15 protein-coding genes are annotated in these 14,428 nt (G+C 63.5%); 6 read left to right on the plus strand and 9 right to left on the minus strand.

Going from position 1 to position 14,428, the window contains the following annotated elements:
• Positions 1-51: 51 nt before the first annotated feature.
• From XH92_RS15685 to XH92_RS15705, 5 genes are read right to left on the minus strand one after another with little or no spacing between them, the layout of a single operon-like run.
• A complete protein-coding gene (locus tag XH92_RS15685; RefSeq protein WP_194461285.1) occupies positions 52-630 on the minus strand; it encodes a hypothetical protein in 579 nt (192 codons plus the stop codon).
• 38 nt (positions 631-668) lie between these two features.
• The gene (locus tag XH92_RS15690) at positions 669-1,517 is read right to left on the minus strand and encodes an ABC transporter permease (RefSeq protein WP_194459987.1); all 849 of its coding nucleotides are present in this window, start codon (positions 1,515-1,517) and stop codon (positions 669-671) included.
• The gene (locus tag XH92_RS15695; RefSeq protein WP_194459988.1) at positions 1,514-2,329 is read right to left on the minus strand and encodes an ABC transporter ATP-binding protein; all 816 of its coding nucleotides are present in this window, start codon (positions 2,327-2,329) and stop codon (positions 1,514-1,516) included. Before XH92_RS15695 ends, XH92_RS15690 begins: the two co-directional genes overlap by 4 nt.
• Positions 2,326-3,303: a YVTN family beta-propeller repeat protein gene (locus XH92_RS15700; RefSeq protein WP_194459989.1), complete on the minus strand. Its 978-nt coding sequence runs from the start codon at positions 3,301-3,303 to the stop codon at positions 2,326-2,328. The genes XH92_RS15695 and XH92_RS15700 overlap by 4 nt, the downstream gene beginning before the upstream one ends.
• 5 nt (positions 3,304-3,308) lie before the next feature.
• Entirely contained in the window at positions 3,309-4,490 is a 1,182-nt protein-coding gene (locus tag XH92_RS15705; RefSeq protein ID WP_194459990.1) for an ABC transporter substrate-binding protein, read from the minus strand.
• Positions 4,491-4,632: 142 nt separating this feature from the next.
• Between XH92_RS15705 and XH92_RS15710 the strand changes: the two genes are divergently transcribed.
• The gene (locus XH92_RS15710) at positions 4,633-5,148 is read left to right on the plus strand and encodes a DUF3280 domain-containing protein (protein ID WP_246788449.1); all 516 of its coding nucleotides are present in this window, start codon (positions 4,633-4,635) and stop codon (positions 5,146-5,148) included.
• Positions 5,149-5,298: 150 nt separating this feature from the next.
• Here the strand turns inward: XH92_RS15710 and fghA are convergent, their stop codons facing one another.
• Both fghA and XH92_RS15720 read right to left on the minus strand, forming a co-directional pair.
• The gene (gene fghA, locus XH92_RS15715) at positions 5,299-6,144 is read right to left on the minus strand and encodes an S-formylglutathione hydrolase (RefSeq protein ID WP_194459991.1); all 846 of its coding nucleotides are present in this window, start codon (positions 6,142-6,144) and stop codon (positions 5,299-5,301) included.
• A gap of 24 nt (positions 6,145-6,168) precedes the next feature.
• On the minus strand, positions 6,169-6,789 hold the full coding sequence (locus tag XH92_RS15720; protein WP_194459992.1) for a response regulator transcription factor: 621 nt from the start codon (positions 6,787-6,789) through the stop codon (positions 6,169-6,171).
• Between the two features lie 181 nt (positions 6,790-6,970).
• Between XH92_RS15720 and XH92_RS15725 the strand changes: the two genes are divergently transcribed.
• Complete coding sequence (locus XH92_RS15725; protein WP_194459993.1) at positions 6,971-8,335, plus strand: histidine kinase; 1,365 nt, start codon at positions 6,971-6,973, stop codon at positions 8,333-8,335.
• Here the strand turns inward: XH92_RS15725 and XH92_RS15730 are convergent.
• Together XH92_RS15730 and XH92_RS15735 are read right to left on the minus strand one after the other, a co-directional pair.
• Positions 8,332-8,733: a YkvA family protein gene (locus XH92_RS15730; protein WP_194459994.1), complete on the minus strand. Its 402-nt coding sequence runs from the start codon at positions 8,731-8,733 to the stop codon at positions 8,332-8,334. The genes XH92_RS15725 and XH92_RS15730 overlap by 4 nt on opposite strands.
• 30 nt (positions 8,734-8,763) lie before the next feature.
• Positions 8,764-9,738 carry a helix-turn-helix domain-containing protein gene (locus XH92_RS15735; RefSeq protein ID WP_194459995.1) on the minus strand — a complete coding sequence of 325 codons (975 nt, stop codon included), beginning with the start codon at positions 9,736-9,738 and terminating at the stop codon, positions 8,764-8,766.
• Between the two features lie 421 nt (positions 9,739-10,159).
• On the opposite strand from XH92_RS15735, the gene xoxF5 reads away from it, so the two are divergent.
• The 4 genes from xoxF5 to gfa all read left to right on the plus strand — a co-directional run bounded on the left by xoxF5 (position 10,160) and on the right by gfa (position 14,325).
• Positions 10,160-11,962, plus strand: a complete 1,803-nt coding sequence (gene xoxF5, locus XH92_RS15740) for a lanthanide-dependent methanol dehydrogenase XoxF5 (RefSeq protein ID WP_194459996.1) — start codon at positions 10,160-10,162, stop codon at positions 11,960-11,962.
• Positions 11,963-12,085: 123 nt separating this feature from the next.
• Positions 12,086-12,568: a c-type cytochrome, methanol metabolism-related gene (locus tag XH92_RS15745; RefSeq protein WP_194461287.1), complete on the plus strand. Its 483-nt coding sequence runs from the start codon at positions 12,086-12,088 to the stop codon at positions 12,566-12,568.
• Between the two features lie 50 nt (positions 12,569-12,618).
• Entirely contained in the window at positions 12,619-13,728 is a 1,110-nt protein-coding gene (locus XH92_RS15750) for an S-(hydroxymethyl)glutathione dehydrogenase/class III alcohol dehydrogenase (protein ID WP_097674776.1), read from the plus strand.
• 33 nt (positions 13,729-13,761) lie between these two features.
• The gene (gene gfa, locus XH92_RS15755; protein WP_194459997.1) at positions 13,762-14,325 is read left to right on the plus strand and encodes an S-(hydroxymethyl)glutathione synthase; all 564 of its coding nucleotides are present in this window, start codon (positions 13,762-13,764) and stop codon (positions 14,323-14,325) included.
• The last annotated feature ends 103 nt before the right edge of the window (positions 14,326-14,428 follow it).

A 14,428-nucleotide genomic window follows, 5' to 3' on the forward strand; every position in this document is an offset into this window, starting at 1 on the left:
TTTGTTCCGGTGGCACTTTTGTGATCGCCCCGGGGGGATCGGCCGTCGGCCTCAATCCAGTTCCTGCTGGATGGTGCGGCCCAGCGCGAACAGCCGCTGATCGATGATGGTCGGCACCTCGCAGACGTATTTCACCACGCGTCCGCGGTCCTCGAAGATCCGCGTTTCCCAGACCAGCTGATTGCCGAGCTCATCGACCTTGGCCTGGTCCGGCGGCGTGGCGTCCTGCAGCACCTGCAGCTTGATCGTGTCGTCGCGGATCTTTTCCGCGGCCTCGCGCTGCTTGCGCATTACACGCTCCAGCCCGTTCATGACCGAGGCCCGCTGGCCGTTGAGCGTGTCGAACAGGCCCGCGAATAGCAGCTTTCCCGCATTGGCCTTGTCGGCCGCGGCGGCCGACAGGAATTCGGTGATCTCCTTCTGTGCATCCTCGAGCGGAACGCGCCGCGCCGCGAGCTTGGCCGCGAGCGCGCTGATCTTCGGATCGTCCCTCCATTTGGTCTCGGCATCGCCGAGCGGCGGCCCGGCCCACACCGCGGCGAGCGAGATCTCGGGCACCTTGGCCTGTTGGCAGGGCCAGTCCGGATAACGCGGGTCGGCGCCGAGCGCGACCTGGCTCGACAGAACCATCGCGAACAGCGCGCCGAGTGCTGGCCGCCAGCCTGTTGTCATGCCTCGCCTCCGCCGGGTCCGCGGCGCACCAGGCCGCGCGATGGATCGTAAGCCAGGATCGCGCCGATCATGAACACCACCGTGCAGCCGCCGACCACCGCGAGCGAAACCCAGTTCATCTTTCCGTACAACGCAAACCGGATCAACTCCACCGCGTGCGTGAACGGATTGCACTGGCAGACATAATACAGCAGCGGGCTGCCTTCCTGCACGCGCCAGAGCGGATAGAGGGCGGACGATGCGAAGAACATCGGGAAGATGACAAAGTTCATCACGCCGGCGAAGTTTTCCAGTTGCTTGATGCTGGCCGAGATCAGCATGCCCAGCGCGCCGAGCATAAGGCCTGACAGCACCAGCGCCGGAAGCACGGTGAGGTAGCCGATGGTCGGCGGCGCGATGTCCCAGAACCACGCGATCAGCAGGAACGCGTAGACCTGGAGCAGCGACACGGCCGTGCCGGCGAGCAGCTTGCAGAACAGCAAATAGCCGCGCGGCAGCGGGCTGACCAGCAGCGTGCGCATGTTGCCCATCTCGCGGTCGTAGACCATCGACAGCGAGGATTGCATGCCGTTGAACAGCTGGATCATCGCCATCAAGCCCGGCGCGATGTAGACCTCGTAGAGGATGTAGGTCTCATACGGTGGGATGATCGAGATGCCGAGCACCTGACGGAAGCCGGCGGCGAAGATGAACAGCCAGACCAGCGGCCGGACCAGCGCCGAGACGAAGCGCTCGCGCTGATGCAGGAAGCGCAGCGCCTCGCGCCATACGATGCCGTTCAGACAGACGATGTATTCTGACACCGAGAAGCCGCTTCGCTCAGGCGTGACCGTCGTGCTGCTCATGTTGGCGGTTTTCCGGTGAGGGTTGCCGTTCCGGTCAGCCGCATGAACGCGGTGTTGACGTCCTGGGCACCGGCGTCCGCGATGACGCGCGACATCGGGCCGTACGCCAGCATCCGGCCTTGGTGCAGCACCACGAGATCGTCGCCCGGCATGATCTCGTCGAACAGATGCGTCGCCCAGAGCACGCCGATGCCTTGTTCGGTGACCAGCTGGCGGACATGGTCGAGGATGTCGGCGCGCGCCTTCACGTCGAGCCCCACGGTGGCCTCGTCGAGCAGCAAGAGCCGCGGTCGGTGCAGCAGCGCGCGGGCGATCTCGAGCCGCCGCATCTGGCCGCCAGAGAGATCGCGCACCTTGCTGGCGGCGCGGTCGGCAAGCCCGATGCGGCCGAGGACCTCGGCGCTGCGCAGCCGCGCCTCGCGCCGCGAGATGCCGTGCAGCGCGGCGTGATACAGCAGGTTCTGCGTCAGCGAGAGATCGAGATCGAGCGTGCGCGGCTGGAACACGACGCCCATCAGCCGCAGCGCTTCACCGGGCGTCCGGCTGATATCGTGACCGAAGATCTTGATCTGGCCGTTCTGGATCCCGAACAGCCGCGTCACCAGCGAGAACAACGTGCTCTTGCCCGCGCCATTCAGGCCCAGCAATGCGGTGAAGCTCGCGGGCTGAACCGTGAAGTTGACGTCGATCAAGGCGCGCCGCGGACCGTAGCTGTGGCTGACATTGCCGATCGACAGCGCCGGCTGTACGGCCGCTGCAGGGCCTGCATCCGGCGAGGCCTTATTCGCGATATGGGCGTCGGTTGCGGTCATGGCTGCGCGATCGTGATCCCCCAGGGCAGTTCGCCGACCTGAATGGTCTTGATCACCTTCTGGGATGCGACGTCGATCACCGAGACGTCGTTGGAGACGCCATTGGTGACCACCAGGTATTTCTCGTCGGGGGTGAAATCCATGTGCCAGACCCGCTGGCCGACCAGCAGATATTTGAGCACCTTGTGGGTCGCACCGTCGACGACGGCGACGCGGTTGGCGGGGCCGAGCGCAATGAATGCGGTCTTGCCGTCCTTGGTCATGCCGATGCCGACGGGCTGGATCGCCTCGTTGCGCAGGCCGGGTATTTCGAAGGTGATCTTGCCGGTCACCTCGCGCTTGACCGGATCGACGATCGACACCGTGCCGCCGATCTCGGAGGAGACCCACAATTCGGAGCCGTCGCGCTTGAACTGGGCAAAGCGCGGTCGCGAATCGACCAGCACATTGGCGACGATCTGGCGCGTCGTGGTGTCGATGAAATGCGCCATGTTGGTGGTTTCGGAGGTGTTGATCAGGATCTTGCCGTCCGGGCTGATCGTCATGCCCTCGGGTTCGACGCCGACCTGGATGTCGCCGAGCCGGGCGCGCTTCTCGAGATCGATCACGGTGACGGTGTTGTCGTTCTCGTTGGCGACATACATGGTCTTGCCGGCGGCATCCTGGGTGAACAATTCCGGGTCGGGGCCGGAGGGCAGGGTGTCGACGATCTCCTGGGTCTTGGTGTCGATCACCTGGATCGTGTCGTCGTCGCCGACCGCGACCATCACGAACTTGCCGTCGCGCGAGAACTCGATGCCGCGCGGCCGCTGGCCGACCTTGATGGTTTTGGTCACCGTCCAGCTGTTGGTGTCGATGACCGTGACGGTGTTGCCCTTCTCGTTGGAGACGTAGGCCACGAAGGCGGACGCCGGTGTCGCGGCAAGCCAAACGAGCATCCCGGTCAACAGACAGCGGCGCCACATGCGTTTCATCTCCCTCACTGCAGCTTGCACTTCGTTTCAGGCCGGTCAACACCGAGCGTGTCGAGCTCGGAGACCTGATGCAGGAAACCTTCCTGCGGCGAGACCGAAACGACCATACGACCATCGGCCAGCAGGATCGGCTGGCGGAGCTGCAGATTCCAGTCTCGCAGGGTCAATCGCGTGCCCTTGAAGGCGGCGATCGAGAAATCCTTGCCCTTGAGGAAGGCGATGACCTTCTTGGGATCCCCCGAATTGGTGCGGGAGGTGGCTTCCCCGATCATGCGCGCCGCGGTCCAGGCCTGCATGTCGAGCGCCGTCATGCGGCGCATGTTCAGCTTGACGAAGCGGTTCTGGATCTGGACTGCGCCCCATTGGTCATGCGCCGCGTCCCAACTGGTCGGCACCAGCCCCGCCGAGCCCGCCACGGGGCGCGGGTCCCAGGTCCGGTAGGGCAGATAGTTCGCGAACACCTCGCTTTCATCGGCGGCAACCAGCACGTCGTAAGCCGGCGCCTGTTGCGTGAACACCGGCATCTGGCGCTGGATCAGCGTCACGCCGCTATCGGTGCGGCGCGCGCCGCCGGTGTCCTCGAAGGTCCGTTCCTGGACGATCTTGGCGCCGAAACGGGTGGCGGCGCGGCGCAGCGCGTCGGCATAGAGCTTGTCCTGATCATGCGAGCCGGTCACCAGCAGCCAGCGCTTCCACTGCTTCCACACCAGGTACTGTCCGAGCGCATCCGCCAGCATCGAGCGCGTCGGCGCGATGTGGATGACATTGGCGCGGCAGTCCTGCTCGCGCAGCCGGTCGTCGATCGCGCCGGCATTCAGCAGCACGGTGCCGCGGTCGCGCAGCGCGTCGGCGACCTTGAGCAGGGCGTCGGCGGGCAGGTCGGTGATGATATAGTCGTTGTGGCCGGCGAGATCGGTCGCGACCTTGGCGACATCGTCGCTATCCTTGACCTTGACCTCGTCGAGCACAAAGCGCTGGTTGAGGAATTTCCCGGTCGTATTGTTGTCCTCGATTGCGAGGCGGGCACCTGCGATGCCGTCATTGTCGGCCGGTTGCTCGATGAGCGAGAGCGTCGATTTGACGCCGGCATGGCCGAGATAGCCGATATGGATTTCGACGGGATCAGCCGCCAGCGCGCCGGTCGCCACCATGCTGAGCGCGATCGTGCCGATCAGCCATCGCAACATAACTCCTCCCGCAGTCATTGTTCATTCGGCATGGCATTGCGCTTTTCCGACCATGCGTTGACGTGCAAGATGCCGGAATTGGCCTGGCTTGCAACCCCGCTTTTTGTCGTTGCGAGATTACAAATTCGACGGGTTCACAATCATGAGATCAGTGTTTGCCTTCGTCATATCCTTGCTGGTGATGTCTGCGGCGGCGCGCGCCGAACCACCCAAGCTCGCGGTGTTCGACCTCGAGATGATCGACACCAGCTTGCAGGGCGAGGTGAACGGGCCGCGCAACGATGAGCAGGCGCGGCTGCTCCGGACCGGCGATCAGGTGCGCAAGGAGCTCGCGGATTCCGGCAAGTTCCAGGTGCTTGACACCGCGCCCGTCAATGCTGCGGCGCACGGCAGCAATCTGCAGGCCTGCGGCGGATGTGACGTGAAGCTGGCCGGCGAGCTCGGCGCCGATCTTGCGATGACCGGCGTGGTGCAGAAGGTCTCCAACCTGATCCTCAACATCAATCTCTATCTGCGCGACGTGCATACCGGGCAGTTAGTGGCAGCGGCGAGCGCCGACATGCGCGGCAACACCGACGAATCCTGGTCGCGCGCTACCGATTACCTCGTGCGCAACCGCCTGCTCGCGCCGAATTACGGCGCGCCGCAGGCACGATGAGCGACGGGTGCTTGGGCGATTTCTGGATATTAGAAGAGTGCGCCTGAGTTGCCCGACGTGTCAAGTCGTCTGGTCGAACGCCGCCGCCGGCTACTTTGCATGGGGTTGTTTTCGACATTTTGGTGTCGCGCCGCTTTGGCGCGGGAAGTATCACGCCTTCAGCCGCGCGGCGTGCCAGCGCAGGTGATCGGCCATGAAGGTCGAGATGAAGTAATAGCTGTGGTCGTAGCCGGGTTGACGTCGCAAGGTGAGGGGAATGTTGGCCTTCTCGCAGGCTGCCTTCAACAGTTCGGGTCGCAGCTGCTCGGTGAGGAAGCCGTCGGCGTCACCGTAGTCGACCAGCAGGTCGGAGAAGCGCGCGCCGTCCTCGATCAGCGCCACCGCGTCGTGCTTGCGCCAAGCCTGCTTGTTGCTGCCGAGATAGCCGCCGAGCGCCTTGTTGCCCCACGGCACCTGCGACGGCGCCACGATTGGCGCAAACGCGCTCGCCGCGCGATAGCGATCGGGGTAGCGCAGCGCCACCGTCAGCGCGCCGTGGCCGCCCATGGAATGACCGAGAATCGATTGCCGCGCCGGATCGACCGGGAATTGCTCGGTGATCAGCTTCGGCAATTCCTCGGTGACATAGCTCCACATCCGGTAATTGGTCGCGAACGGCTGCTCCGTCGCATCGACATAGAAGCCGGCGCCGAGGCCAAAATCGTAAGAATTGGCGGGATCACCCGGGACGCCTTCGCCGCGCGGGCTGGTGTCGGGCGCGACGAAGATCAGGCCGAGCTCGGCGCAGGCCTGCCGGAATTCGCCCTTCTCGGTGACGTTGGCGTGCGTGCAGGTCAGGCCCGACAGATAGGTGACGACAGGCAGCTTGGCGCCGGCCGCATGGTCGGGGACGAACACCGAGAAGGTCATGTCGGTCTTGGTCTCGCGGCTCGGATGCCGGTAGACGCCTTGCGTGCCGCCATGCGACTTGTTCTGGGAAACCGTCTGCATTGCCATCTTCCTTTGTGTTGGAGTGCTGCGTCAGGCGACGCCACTCTCGATCGCGAGGCGCACCAGCTCTGCCGAAGTGCGCACGCCAAGCTTCTGGCGCATGATCGATGACGTGTTCGCGACCGTCTTGTATGACGAATGCACCAGCCAGGCGATCTCCGACAGGCTCTTGCCGGAACTGAGCAGGCGCAGGATTTCCATCTCGCGCGAGGTGAGCTTGGAGAGCGGGTTTTGCGCAAAGCCCGGCCGCGCAAAGGCGACGTTGCGTGCGATCGCCGGCGGCAGGTAGACGCCGCCATTGCCGACCTCGCGCACCGCCTCCACCAGATCGTTGGGATCGCCGGTCTTCGAGACGTAGCCCTTGGCGCCGATGTCGATGGCGCGGGCGGCGAACACCGGGTCGTCGTTCATGCTGAACATGATGAGGCGCGCCGATGCATCGCGCGTCAGGATACGGCGGGCCAGCTCGAAGCCGGAGACGGTCGGCAGGTTGATGTCGATCACGCAGAGATCGGGCTTCTCCGCGACGAACGCCCGTTCGCCACTTTCGGCATCCGCAGCTTCGAGAAGGATGATCTCGGGATCGTCGGCGAACACGGTGCGACAACCGGAGGCAACGATGGGATGATCATCAACGATCAGAATGCGCATGGCGTCGTTCCGGCGACCTGCTTCGACGAACTCATCGTCACATCGATTTGCACGAAGAACACCTCGGTTCCGACCGGCTGTGCACCCCGCACGGGATTGCGATAGGGTGCGATTAGATAGCCGGGCAAATTTGGCTGTCAACGATCCTCTCGGAGGAGGGGTCTCGGTCGGGGGCGACGTCATGTGGCAAAAGCTATCCTTGCGCGCACGGATCAACCTGCTGCTGGCGCTGATACTGGCGCTCGGGTTGGGCATCAATATTGCGCGCCTTGCGCTGGAAGCTGGGCCGCGCGTTCAGGCCGAGGACCAGAGCGTGATCCGGCTGGCGCGCGAGTTCGTTGCGACGATCGTGGCCGGTCTCGACGAGGCGCCGGACCCGGATGCGCGGCTCGACCAGATCGTCCAGGATCTGAGCCGGCTGCGTCATGTCAGCATCACGCGGCAGGATGACGCGACCGCAAAATCCGCCGAGCGCCCCGATGAGGGCGGCGATCAGCGCGCCCCGCCGGAGTGGTTCGTGGCACTGGTTCATCCCGAGCAGACCTCGGTGCGCGTGCCGATCTCGGTTCACGGCAAGCCGCAATCGCTCGTCATCACCTCGCATCCCGACGACGAAATCGCCGAGATCTGGGATGGCATCGTCACCCAACTCGAGATCGGCTCGGCGATCGCGGTGGCGCTGCTGCTGGTGACGATGCTGGTGGTCGGCCGCGCGCTTGCGCCGCTGGAAGCGCTGTCGCAGGCCATGACGAGTATCGAGGATGGGGATTACGACGCACGCGTCGCGCCCGGTGGATCGCCCGAATTGGCTGCAATCTGTGCCAAACTGAACCATTTGGCGGCGACCCTTGGCGAAGCCGTGGACAGCAAGCGGCAGCTCGCCGAGCGTGCGGTCTCGCTGCAGGATTCCGAACGCAAGGAGATCGCACGCGAATTGCACGATGAGTTCGGGCCCTATCTGTTCGCGCTGCGCGCGCATGCCGGCGCGCTGACCCGGCTGTCGGAGGTCGAAAGGCCGGATCCTGCTGCGCTACGCAAGCACGGCAATGCCATCCTCGAGCAGGTCAACGCGCTTCAGCAGTTCACTCGCCGCATCCTGGAACGGTTGCGGCCGGTGGGATTGGCCGAGCTCGGGCTTACCGAAGCACTCGGCGCGCTGGTGCGGATGTGGAGCGAGACGCACCCGGAGGTGGAGATCGAGAGCAGCATATCGCCTGATCTTGGCGAGACCGGCGAGATGGCCGATCTGACGATCTATCGCATCGTCCAGGAAGCGCTCACCAATGTGTTCCGCCACGCCGGCGCAACCGCGGTCGATATCACGATCGAACCCGCGGAGCGGCAAACCAGCGTGCGCGGCAGCCGCGGCTGCGCGCTGGTGCGGGTCCGCGACAACGGCCGCGGCCTGCTCAGGGATCACCGGCTTGGCCGCGGTTTGACCGGCATGCAGGAGCGAATCCTCGCGCTCGGAGGCACGCTCAGCATCAATTCCACCGATGATGGCGTGACGGTCGAGGCGCTGGTGCCAAAGGCCGCACGCGCCTAGCTCGACCGCGGCCAGTACGCGAGGACGGCCCATGCCAGCGCGAGCGCGCCGGCGATCCAGAGCACGATGATGGCGATCATTCCCGCTCGACTGGTCGGGCGCTGCAATACGGCACCGGCATTGGCACGGCACTCTGCCATCACCTCGTCGGGAACCAGCGAGATCGCAAGCCAGATGCCGAGCGGCAGCAGGATTAGATCGTCGAGATAGCCGATGACCGGGATGAAATCCGGAATCAGGTCGATGGGTGACAGCGCATAGGCCGCGATGGCGATGGCGAGGGCCTTTGCATACCACGGTACGCGCGGATCACGCGCCGCGAGATACAGCGCAACACTGTCGCGCTTGAGGTTGCGCGCCCAGCTTTTGATCGAGGAAAGCCTGATGGCGGAGAGCATGGCGTGATGCCTGCACGCCAAGCGGAAGCGCTATTCCAGTACTACATCGACCGGCATGCCGCCGTGCAGGCCCTTGTGCACGGAGGAGGGCGCGATGCCAAAATACTTCCGGAATACGCGGCTGAAATGCGATGAGCTCGAGAAGCCCCAAGAGAACGCGACGTCGGTGATGGTCTTGCCGTTCTGGGATTCCAGCTCCTGCCGGCAATTCTGCAGCCGGGCTTTCCAGATGTAGTCGCTGACCGTCATGCCGCGATCGCTGAACAGCATGTGCAGATAGCGCTTCGAGCAGCCGAGAGCCGCGGAAATGCGGTCGATGCAGAGGTCGGGATCGCGCAGATGCTCGCGGATGAAGCCCTGGGCCCGCACATAGGTTGCCTCGGCGCTGCCGCGGTCGAACATAGCGCCGGTCTCGCGCAGCGGCAGCAGCAGCAGATCGATCAGCGCATCGGCCACGCCGACGGCGTTGACCGGGGTCAGCGTCGGCGCCTCGCCGAACGCGGCATGCACGAAATCATAGGCGATGCGGCCGGTGCCGTTGCGCGCCGAGAGCTTGCATGGCGCCATCTTGGAGAGCTGGAAGCCGCGCTCCTTGAGCAGGTCCTTCGGGACGATGACGACCTCGTGACGTGTCAGGGACGGGCTGATGATCGTGTGCGGACACGACACATCATAGGCGAAGCAGTCGCCCGGCATGATGTCGAAGTGCAGACCATCCTGCTCGAAATGCGAGACGCCGTGAGTCTGGAAGACGATCTTGATGTAGGGGTGCTCGCTCAGCTTGATGCGCGAGATGGTGTGCGCGATGCGGTGCTGGCTTGCCTCGATCTGGCACAGCTTCAATCGCGATACTGTTGTGAAATTGATCCGGCCCTCGAGCGAGGATCCCTCCAGCGCATCGACGTCGAACTGACCGCAGAGGTCAGTGAGCGCATCCGACCAGCGCTGGATCTGCCGCTTGGGCGTCAATCCGTTCGTGCTGAGTGAATGGACTGTATCGGACATCTTTCCAGCCACCGATTCGATCCCCAACGTGACTGCTCACCGAGCTGAAATCTGGCCCGGGATGATGCGCCTTCTCCCTGATTCTGAACAGCTTAGGGAGGCGGCGGGATTTCTTCCCGGTTAATGTCGGGTGATCCTCCGACTTAGTTTTGGGCGCGTCAAGCGCAACCTTGGGCCGGTTCTATCCGACGCTGGATCAGCGCTGAAGACGTTTGATGCCCTGCAACATGAAGCAGCCTTTCCCGCCAATTCGCGATCCGACCGCAAAAATCTGACAATGCTTCGCTTCTGAGCAAACGGCGCTTCGCTGCTGGGCAAGTCAGCGGGATTCGATCGGACTACCACTGGGGTACCAAAATGGAAGAAGTGGGGCCGTTTCGGCGGAAACCCTTGAGCTCTTGAACCTGGGAGGAAATCCACGATGCGCAAGCTGCTTTACGCGACCAGCCTTGGGGCAATGGCGGTATTCGCCGCCGGAGCTGCCAACGCGAATGACGAACTCCACAAAATGTCGCAGAACCCGAAAGACTGGGTGATGCCGACAGGCGACTACAACAATCAGCGCTATTCAAAGCTGAATCAGATCAACGCCTCGAACGTCGGAAAGTTGCAGGTGGCGTGGACGTTTTCGACCGGCGTGCTGCGCGGTCACGAAGGCGGCCCGCTGATCATCGGCAACATGATGTACGTGCATACGCCGTTCCCGAACAAGGTCTACGCTATTGACCTTTCCAAGGACAACCAGATCGTCTGGAAGTACGAGCCGAAGCAGGATCCGAACGTCATTCCGGTGATGTGCTGCGACACGGTCAACCGTGGCGTCGCCTATGGTGACGGCAAGATCTTCCTGCACCAGGCTGATACCACGCTGGTCGCGCTCGATGCCAAGACCGGCAAGGTCGAATGGAGCGTCAAGAACGGCGATCCGAGCAAGGGATCGACCGGTACCTCCGCGCCGATGGTGATCAAGGACAAGGTCCTGATCGGCATCTCCGGCGGCGAGTTCGGCGTTCAGGCCCACATGAGCGCATATGACATCAAGACCGGCAAGCTGGTCTGGCGTGGCTTCTCGGAAGGTCCGGATGACCAGATCCTGGTCGATGACAAGACCACCGAGCTCGGCAAGCCGATCGGCAAGGACTCGAGCCTGAAGACTTGGCAAGGCGATCAGTGGAAGATCGGCGGCGGCGCGACCTGGGGCTGGATCTCCTACGATCCCGAACTCAACCTCGTCTACTACGGATCGGGCAACCCCTCGACCTGGAATCCGAAGCAGCGCCCCGGCGACAACAAGTGGTCGATGACGGTCTGGGCGCGCAACCCGGATACCGGCGTTGCCAAGTGGGTCTATCAGATGACGCCCCACGACGAGTGGGACTATGACGGCGTCAATGAGATGATCCTCTCGGACCAGAGCATCGACGGTAAGCCGCGCAAGCTGCTGACGCACTTCGATCGCAACGGCCTCGGCTACACGCTCGATCGCGCCACCGGCGAGCTGCTGGTCGCCGACAAGTACGATCCGAAGGTGAACTGGACCTCCGGCGTCGACATGAACAAGAGCTCGCCGACCTATGGTCGTCCGAAGGTTCTTGACGCAGCGTCGACCGACAAGGCCGGCGAAGACCACAACGTCAAGGGCATCTGCCCGGCGGCGCTGGGTTCGAAGGACGAGCAGCCGGCGGCCTACTCGCCGGACACGCAGCTGTTCTACGTGCCGACCAACCACGTCTGCATGGACTACGAGCCGTTCAAGGTGAGCTACACCGCAGGTCAGCCCTATGTCGGCGCGACGCTGTCGATGTATCCGCCTCCCGGTGAGACCAACATGGGCAACTTCATCGCCTGGGACGGCAAGACCGGCAAGATCGTGTGGTCGAACAAGGAGCAGTTCTCGGTCTGGTCGGGTGCACTCGCGACCGCAGGCGGCGTGGTGTTCTACGGCACGCTGGAAGGCTACCTGAAGGCAGTCGACGCCAAGACGGGTAAGGAGCTCTACAAGTTCAAGACCCCGTCCGGCATCATCGGCAACGTCACCACCTATGAGAACGGCGGCAAGCAGTACGTCGCCGTGCTGTCGGGTGTCGGCGGTTGGGCAGGCATCGGCCTCGCGGCTGGTCTGACTGATCCGACGGCCGGCCTCGGTGCAGTCGGCGGCTATGCCGCGCTGAGCAACTACACCGCGCTCGGCGGAACGCTCACCGTGTTCTCGCTGCCGCAGTGAGCTGAGCAACCTCGTTCCGGCGCATGGAGCGATCTCCATGCGCCGGTCCGCCTTCAATCCGCACGCGAGGATATGCTTTTGCGTAAGATCTGGTTTGTGACTGCCGCGATCTTCGTCGTGGCAATGGGAGGTGTCGCCTCCGCCGAGGACGTGGGTGATCCGACCGCTGTCAAGTCCGAGGACGGCAAGTATCTCGACAAGGATGGCAACCCGACATTCAAGGTGACATCTGACGGCACGGTGGACTGGTACACCTACTCCGGATACCGCCGCTATCATTCGGAGTGCCACGTCTGCCACGGACCCGATGGCATGGGCTCGACCTACGCGCCGGCGTTGAAGGACTCGCTGAAGACCATGAGCTATCCGGATTTCATGGGCGTGGTCGCGAGCGGACGCAAGAACGTCTCGACGTCGCAGGAAAACGTGATGCCGGCGTTCGGCGATAACCCGAACGTTGCCTGCTACATGGACGACCTCTATGTCTACCTGCGCGCCCGCGCCAATGATGCGGTTGGGCGTGTTCGGCCGGCCAAGCACGAAGACAAGTCGGAAGCCTACGGCAAGGCGGAAGACGCCTGCATGGGCAACAACGACAAGAAGTGAGCGTGTCCGGCGCGAATGAGAAACCTGTTTGAAGTGTATTGGAGACCAAGATGAAGACCCGCGCCGCAGTCGCATTCGAAGCAAAGAAGCCGCTTGAGATCGTCGAGCTCGACCTGGAAGGCCCCAAGGCCGGCGAGGTCCTTGTCGAGATCAAGGCGACGGGCATCTGCCACACCGATGCCTACACGCTCGACGGCTTCGACAGCGAAGGCATCTTTCCTTCGGTGCTCGGCCACGAAGGCGCCGGCATCGTTCGCGAGGTCGGTGCCGGCGTGACGTCGGTGAAGCCGGGCGATCACGTGATCCCGCTCTACACGCCTGAATGCCGCCAGTGCAAAAGCTGCCTCAGCCAGAAGACCAATCTCTGCACCGCGATCCGCGCCACCCAGGGCAAGGGCGTGATGCCCGACGGCACCTCGCGCTTCAGCCACAAGGGCAAGACGGTTTTCCACTATATGGGCTGCTCGACCTTCTCGAACTTCACCGTGCTGCCTGAGATCGCGGTGGCGAAGATCCGCGAGGACGCGCCGTTCGACAAGAGCTGCTACATCGGCTGCGGCGTTACCACCGGCGTCGGTGCTGTCGTCAACACCGCCAAGGTGACGCCGGGCTCCAACGTCGTCGTGTTCGGCCTCGGCGGTATCGGCCTCAACGTGATCCAGGGCGCCAAGATGGTCGGCGCCGACAAGATCATCGGCGTCGACATCAACGACTCCAAGGACAATTGGGGCCGCCAATTCGGCATGACGCATTTCGTCAACCCGACCAAGGTGAGCGGCGATATCGTCCAGCACCTGGTCGGCCTGACCGACGGCGGCGCCGACTACACCTTCGACTGCACCGGCAACACCAACGTGATGCGCCAGGCGCTGGAAGCCTGTCACCGCGGCTGGGGCGTGTCGGTCGTGATCGGCGTTGCGGAATCCGGCAAGGAGATCGCAACCCGGCCGTTCCAGCTCGTTACCGGACGGGTCTGGAAGGGCACCGCGTTCGGCGGCGCGCGCGGCCGCACCGACGTGCCGAAGATCGTCGACTGGTACATGAACGGAAAGATCCAGATCGATCCGATGATCACCCACGTGCTGAAGCTCGACGAGATCAACAAGGGCTTCGACTTGATGCACGAGGGCAAATCGATCCGTTCGGTCGTCGTGTTCTAAAATCAAAACACCAAGCACTAGGAGGATAGGTCAATGACTGTTCATATCCACCCGTCAGTCGACAATGGCGTCAAGCAAGGCACCGGCAGCTTTGCCGGCGGCACGCTGGTCTGCAAATGCGCGGACAAGAAGGTCAAGGTCGGGGTCAAGGGCGACGTCGCCCATAACCACGCCTGCGGCTGCACCAAATGCTGGAAGCCTTCGGGCGCCACCTTCTCGGTCGTCGCAGTGGTGCCGCGCGAGAACGTCACCGTGCTGGAGAACGGCGACAAGCTGAAGATCGTAGATAGCGCCGCGGTGATCCAGCGACATGCCTGCACCGGATGCGGCACCCACATGTACGGTCGGATCGAGAACAAGGGCCATCCGTTCTATGGCCTCGATTTCATCCATCCCGAGCTGTTCCAAGAGTCCGGCTCGGCAGCGCCCGGGTTCGCCGCCTTCGTGTCGTCGGTCATCGAGTCCGGCGTCAAGCCGGCCGACATGGCCGGGATCAGGTCGCGGCTGAAGGAGCTTGGGCTCGAGCCCTATGACTGCCTGTCGCCGGCGCTGATGGACGCCATTGCCACCCACGTGGCGAAGTCCAAGGCAGCCTGACCTAAGGCCGCCTGACCTAAGGCAGCCTGACAAGGGGCGGCCCTGACGAGATCCTGCGCCGGCAGGGGCCTGTCGGCGACGGATATGCTGGTAGTACCCGTGA

Source organism: Bradyrhizobium sp. CCBAU 53421 (genome assembly GCF_015291625.1).
In the GTDB taxonomy this organism is placed as follows: domain Bacteria; phylum Pseudomonadota; class Alphaproteobacteria; order Rhizobiales; family Xanthobacteraceae; genus Bradyrhizobium.

What these genes read in the sequence shown, in the direction of transcription:
- XH92_RS15685 (WP_194461285.1), bottom strand. Translation starts at nt 630, where the DNA reads ATGGTTCTGTCGAGCCAGGTCGCGCTCGGCGCCGACCCGCGTTATCCG.
- XH92_RS15690 (WP_194459987.1), bottom strand. Translation starts at nt 1,517, where the DNA reads ATGAGCAGCACGACGGTCACGCCTGAGCGAAGCGGCTTCTCGGTGTCA.
- XH92_RS15695 (WP_194459988.1), bottom strand. Translation starts at nt 2,329, where the DNA reads ATGACCGCAACCGACGCCCATATCGCGAATAAGGCCTCGCCGGATGCA.
- XH92_RS15700 (WP_194459989.1), bottom strand. Translation starts at nt 3,303, where the DNA reads ATGAAACGCATGTGGCGCCGCTGTCTGTTGACCGGGATGCTCGTTTGG.
- XH92_RS15705 (WP_194459990.1), bottom strand. Translation starts at nt 4,490, where the DNA reads ATGTTGCGATGGCTGATCGGCACGATCGCGCTCAGCATGGTGGCGACC.
- XH92_RS15710 (WP_246788449.1), top strand. Translation starts at nt 4,633, where the DNA reads ATGAGATCAGTGTTTGCCTTCGTCATATCCTTGCTGGTGATGTCTGCG.
- fghA (WP_194459991.1), bottom strand. Translation starts at nt 6,144, where the DNA reads ATGGCAATGCAGACGGTTTCCCAGAACAAGTCGCATGGCGGCACGCAA.
- XH92_RS15720 (WP_194459992.1), bottom strand. Translation starts at nt 6,789, where the DNA reads ATGCGCATTCTGATCGTTGATGATCATCCCATCGTTGCCTCCGGTTGT.
- XH92_RS15725 (WP_194459993.1), top strand. Translation starts at nt 6,971, where the DNA reads ATGTGGCAAAAGCTATCCTTGCGCGCACGGATCAACCTGCTGCTGGCG.
- XH92_RS15730 (WP_194459994.1), bottom strand. Translation starts at nt 8,733, where the DNA reads ATGCTCTCCGCCATCAGGCTTTCCTCGATCAAAAGCTGGGCGCGCAAC.
- XH92_RS15735 (WP_194459995.1), bottom strand. Translation starts at nt 9,738, where the DNA reads ATGTCCGATACAGTCCATTCACTCAGCACGAACGGATTGACGCCCAAG.
- xoxF5 (WP_194459996.1), top strand. Translation starts at nt 10,160, where the DNA reads ATGCGCAAGCTGCTTTACGCGACCAGCCTTGGGGCAATGGCGGTATTC.
- XH92_RS15745 (WP_194461287.1), top strand. Translation starts at nt 12,086, where the DNA reads ATGGGAGGTGTCGCCTCCGCCGAGGACGTGGGTGATCCGACCGCTGTC.
- XH92_RS15750 (WP_097674776.1), top strand. Translation starts at nt 12,619, where the DNA reads ATGAAGACCCGCGCCGCAGTCGCATTCGAAGCAAAGAAGCCGCTTGAG.
- gfa (WP_194459997.1), top strand. Translation starts at nt 13,762, where the DNA reads ATGACTGTTCATATCCACCCGTCAGTCGACAATGGCGTCAAGCAAGGC.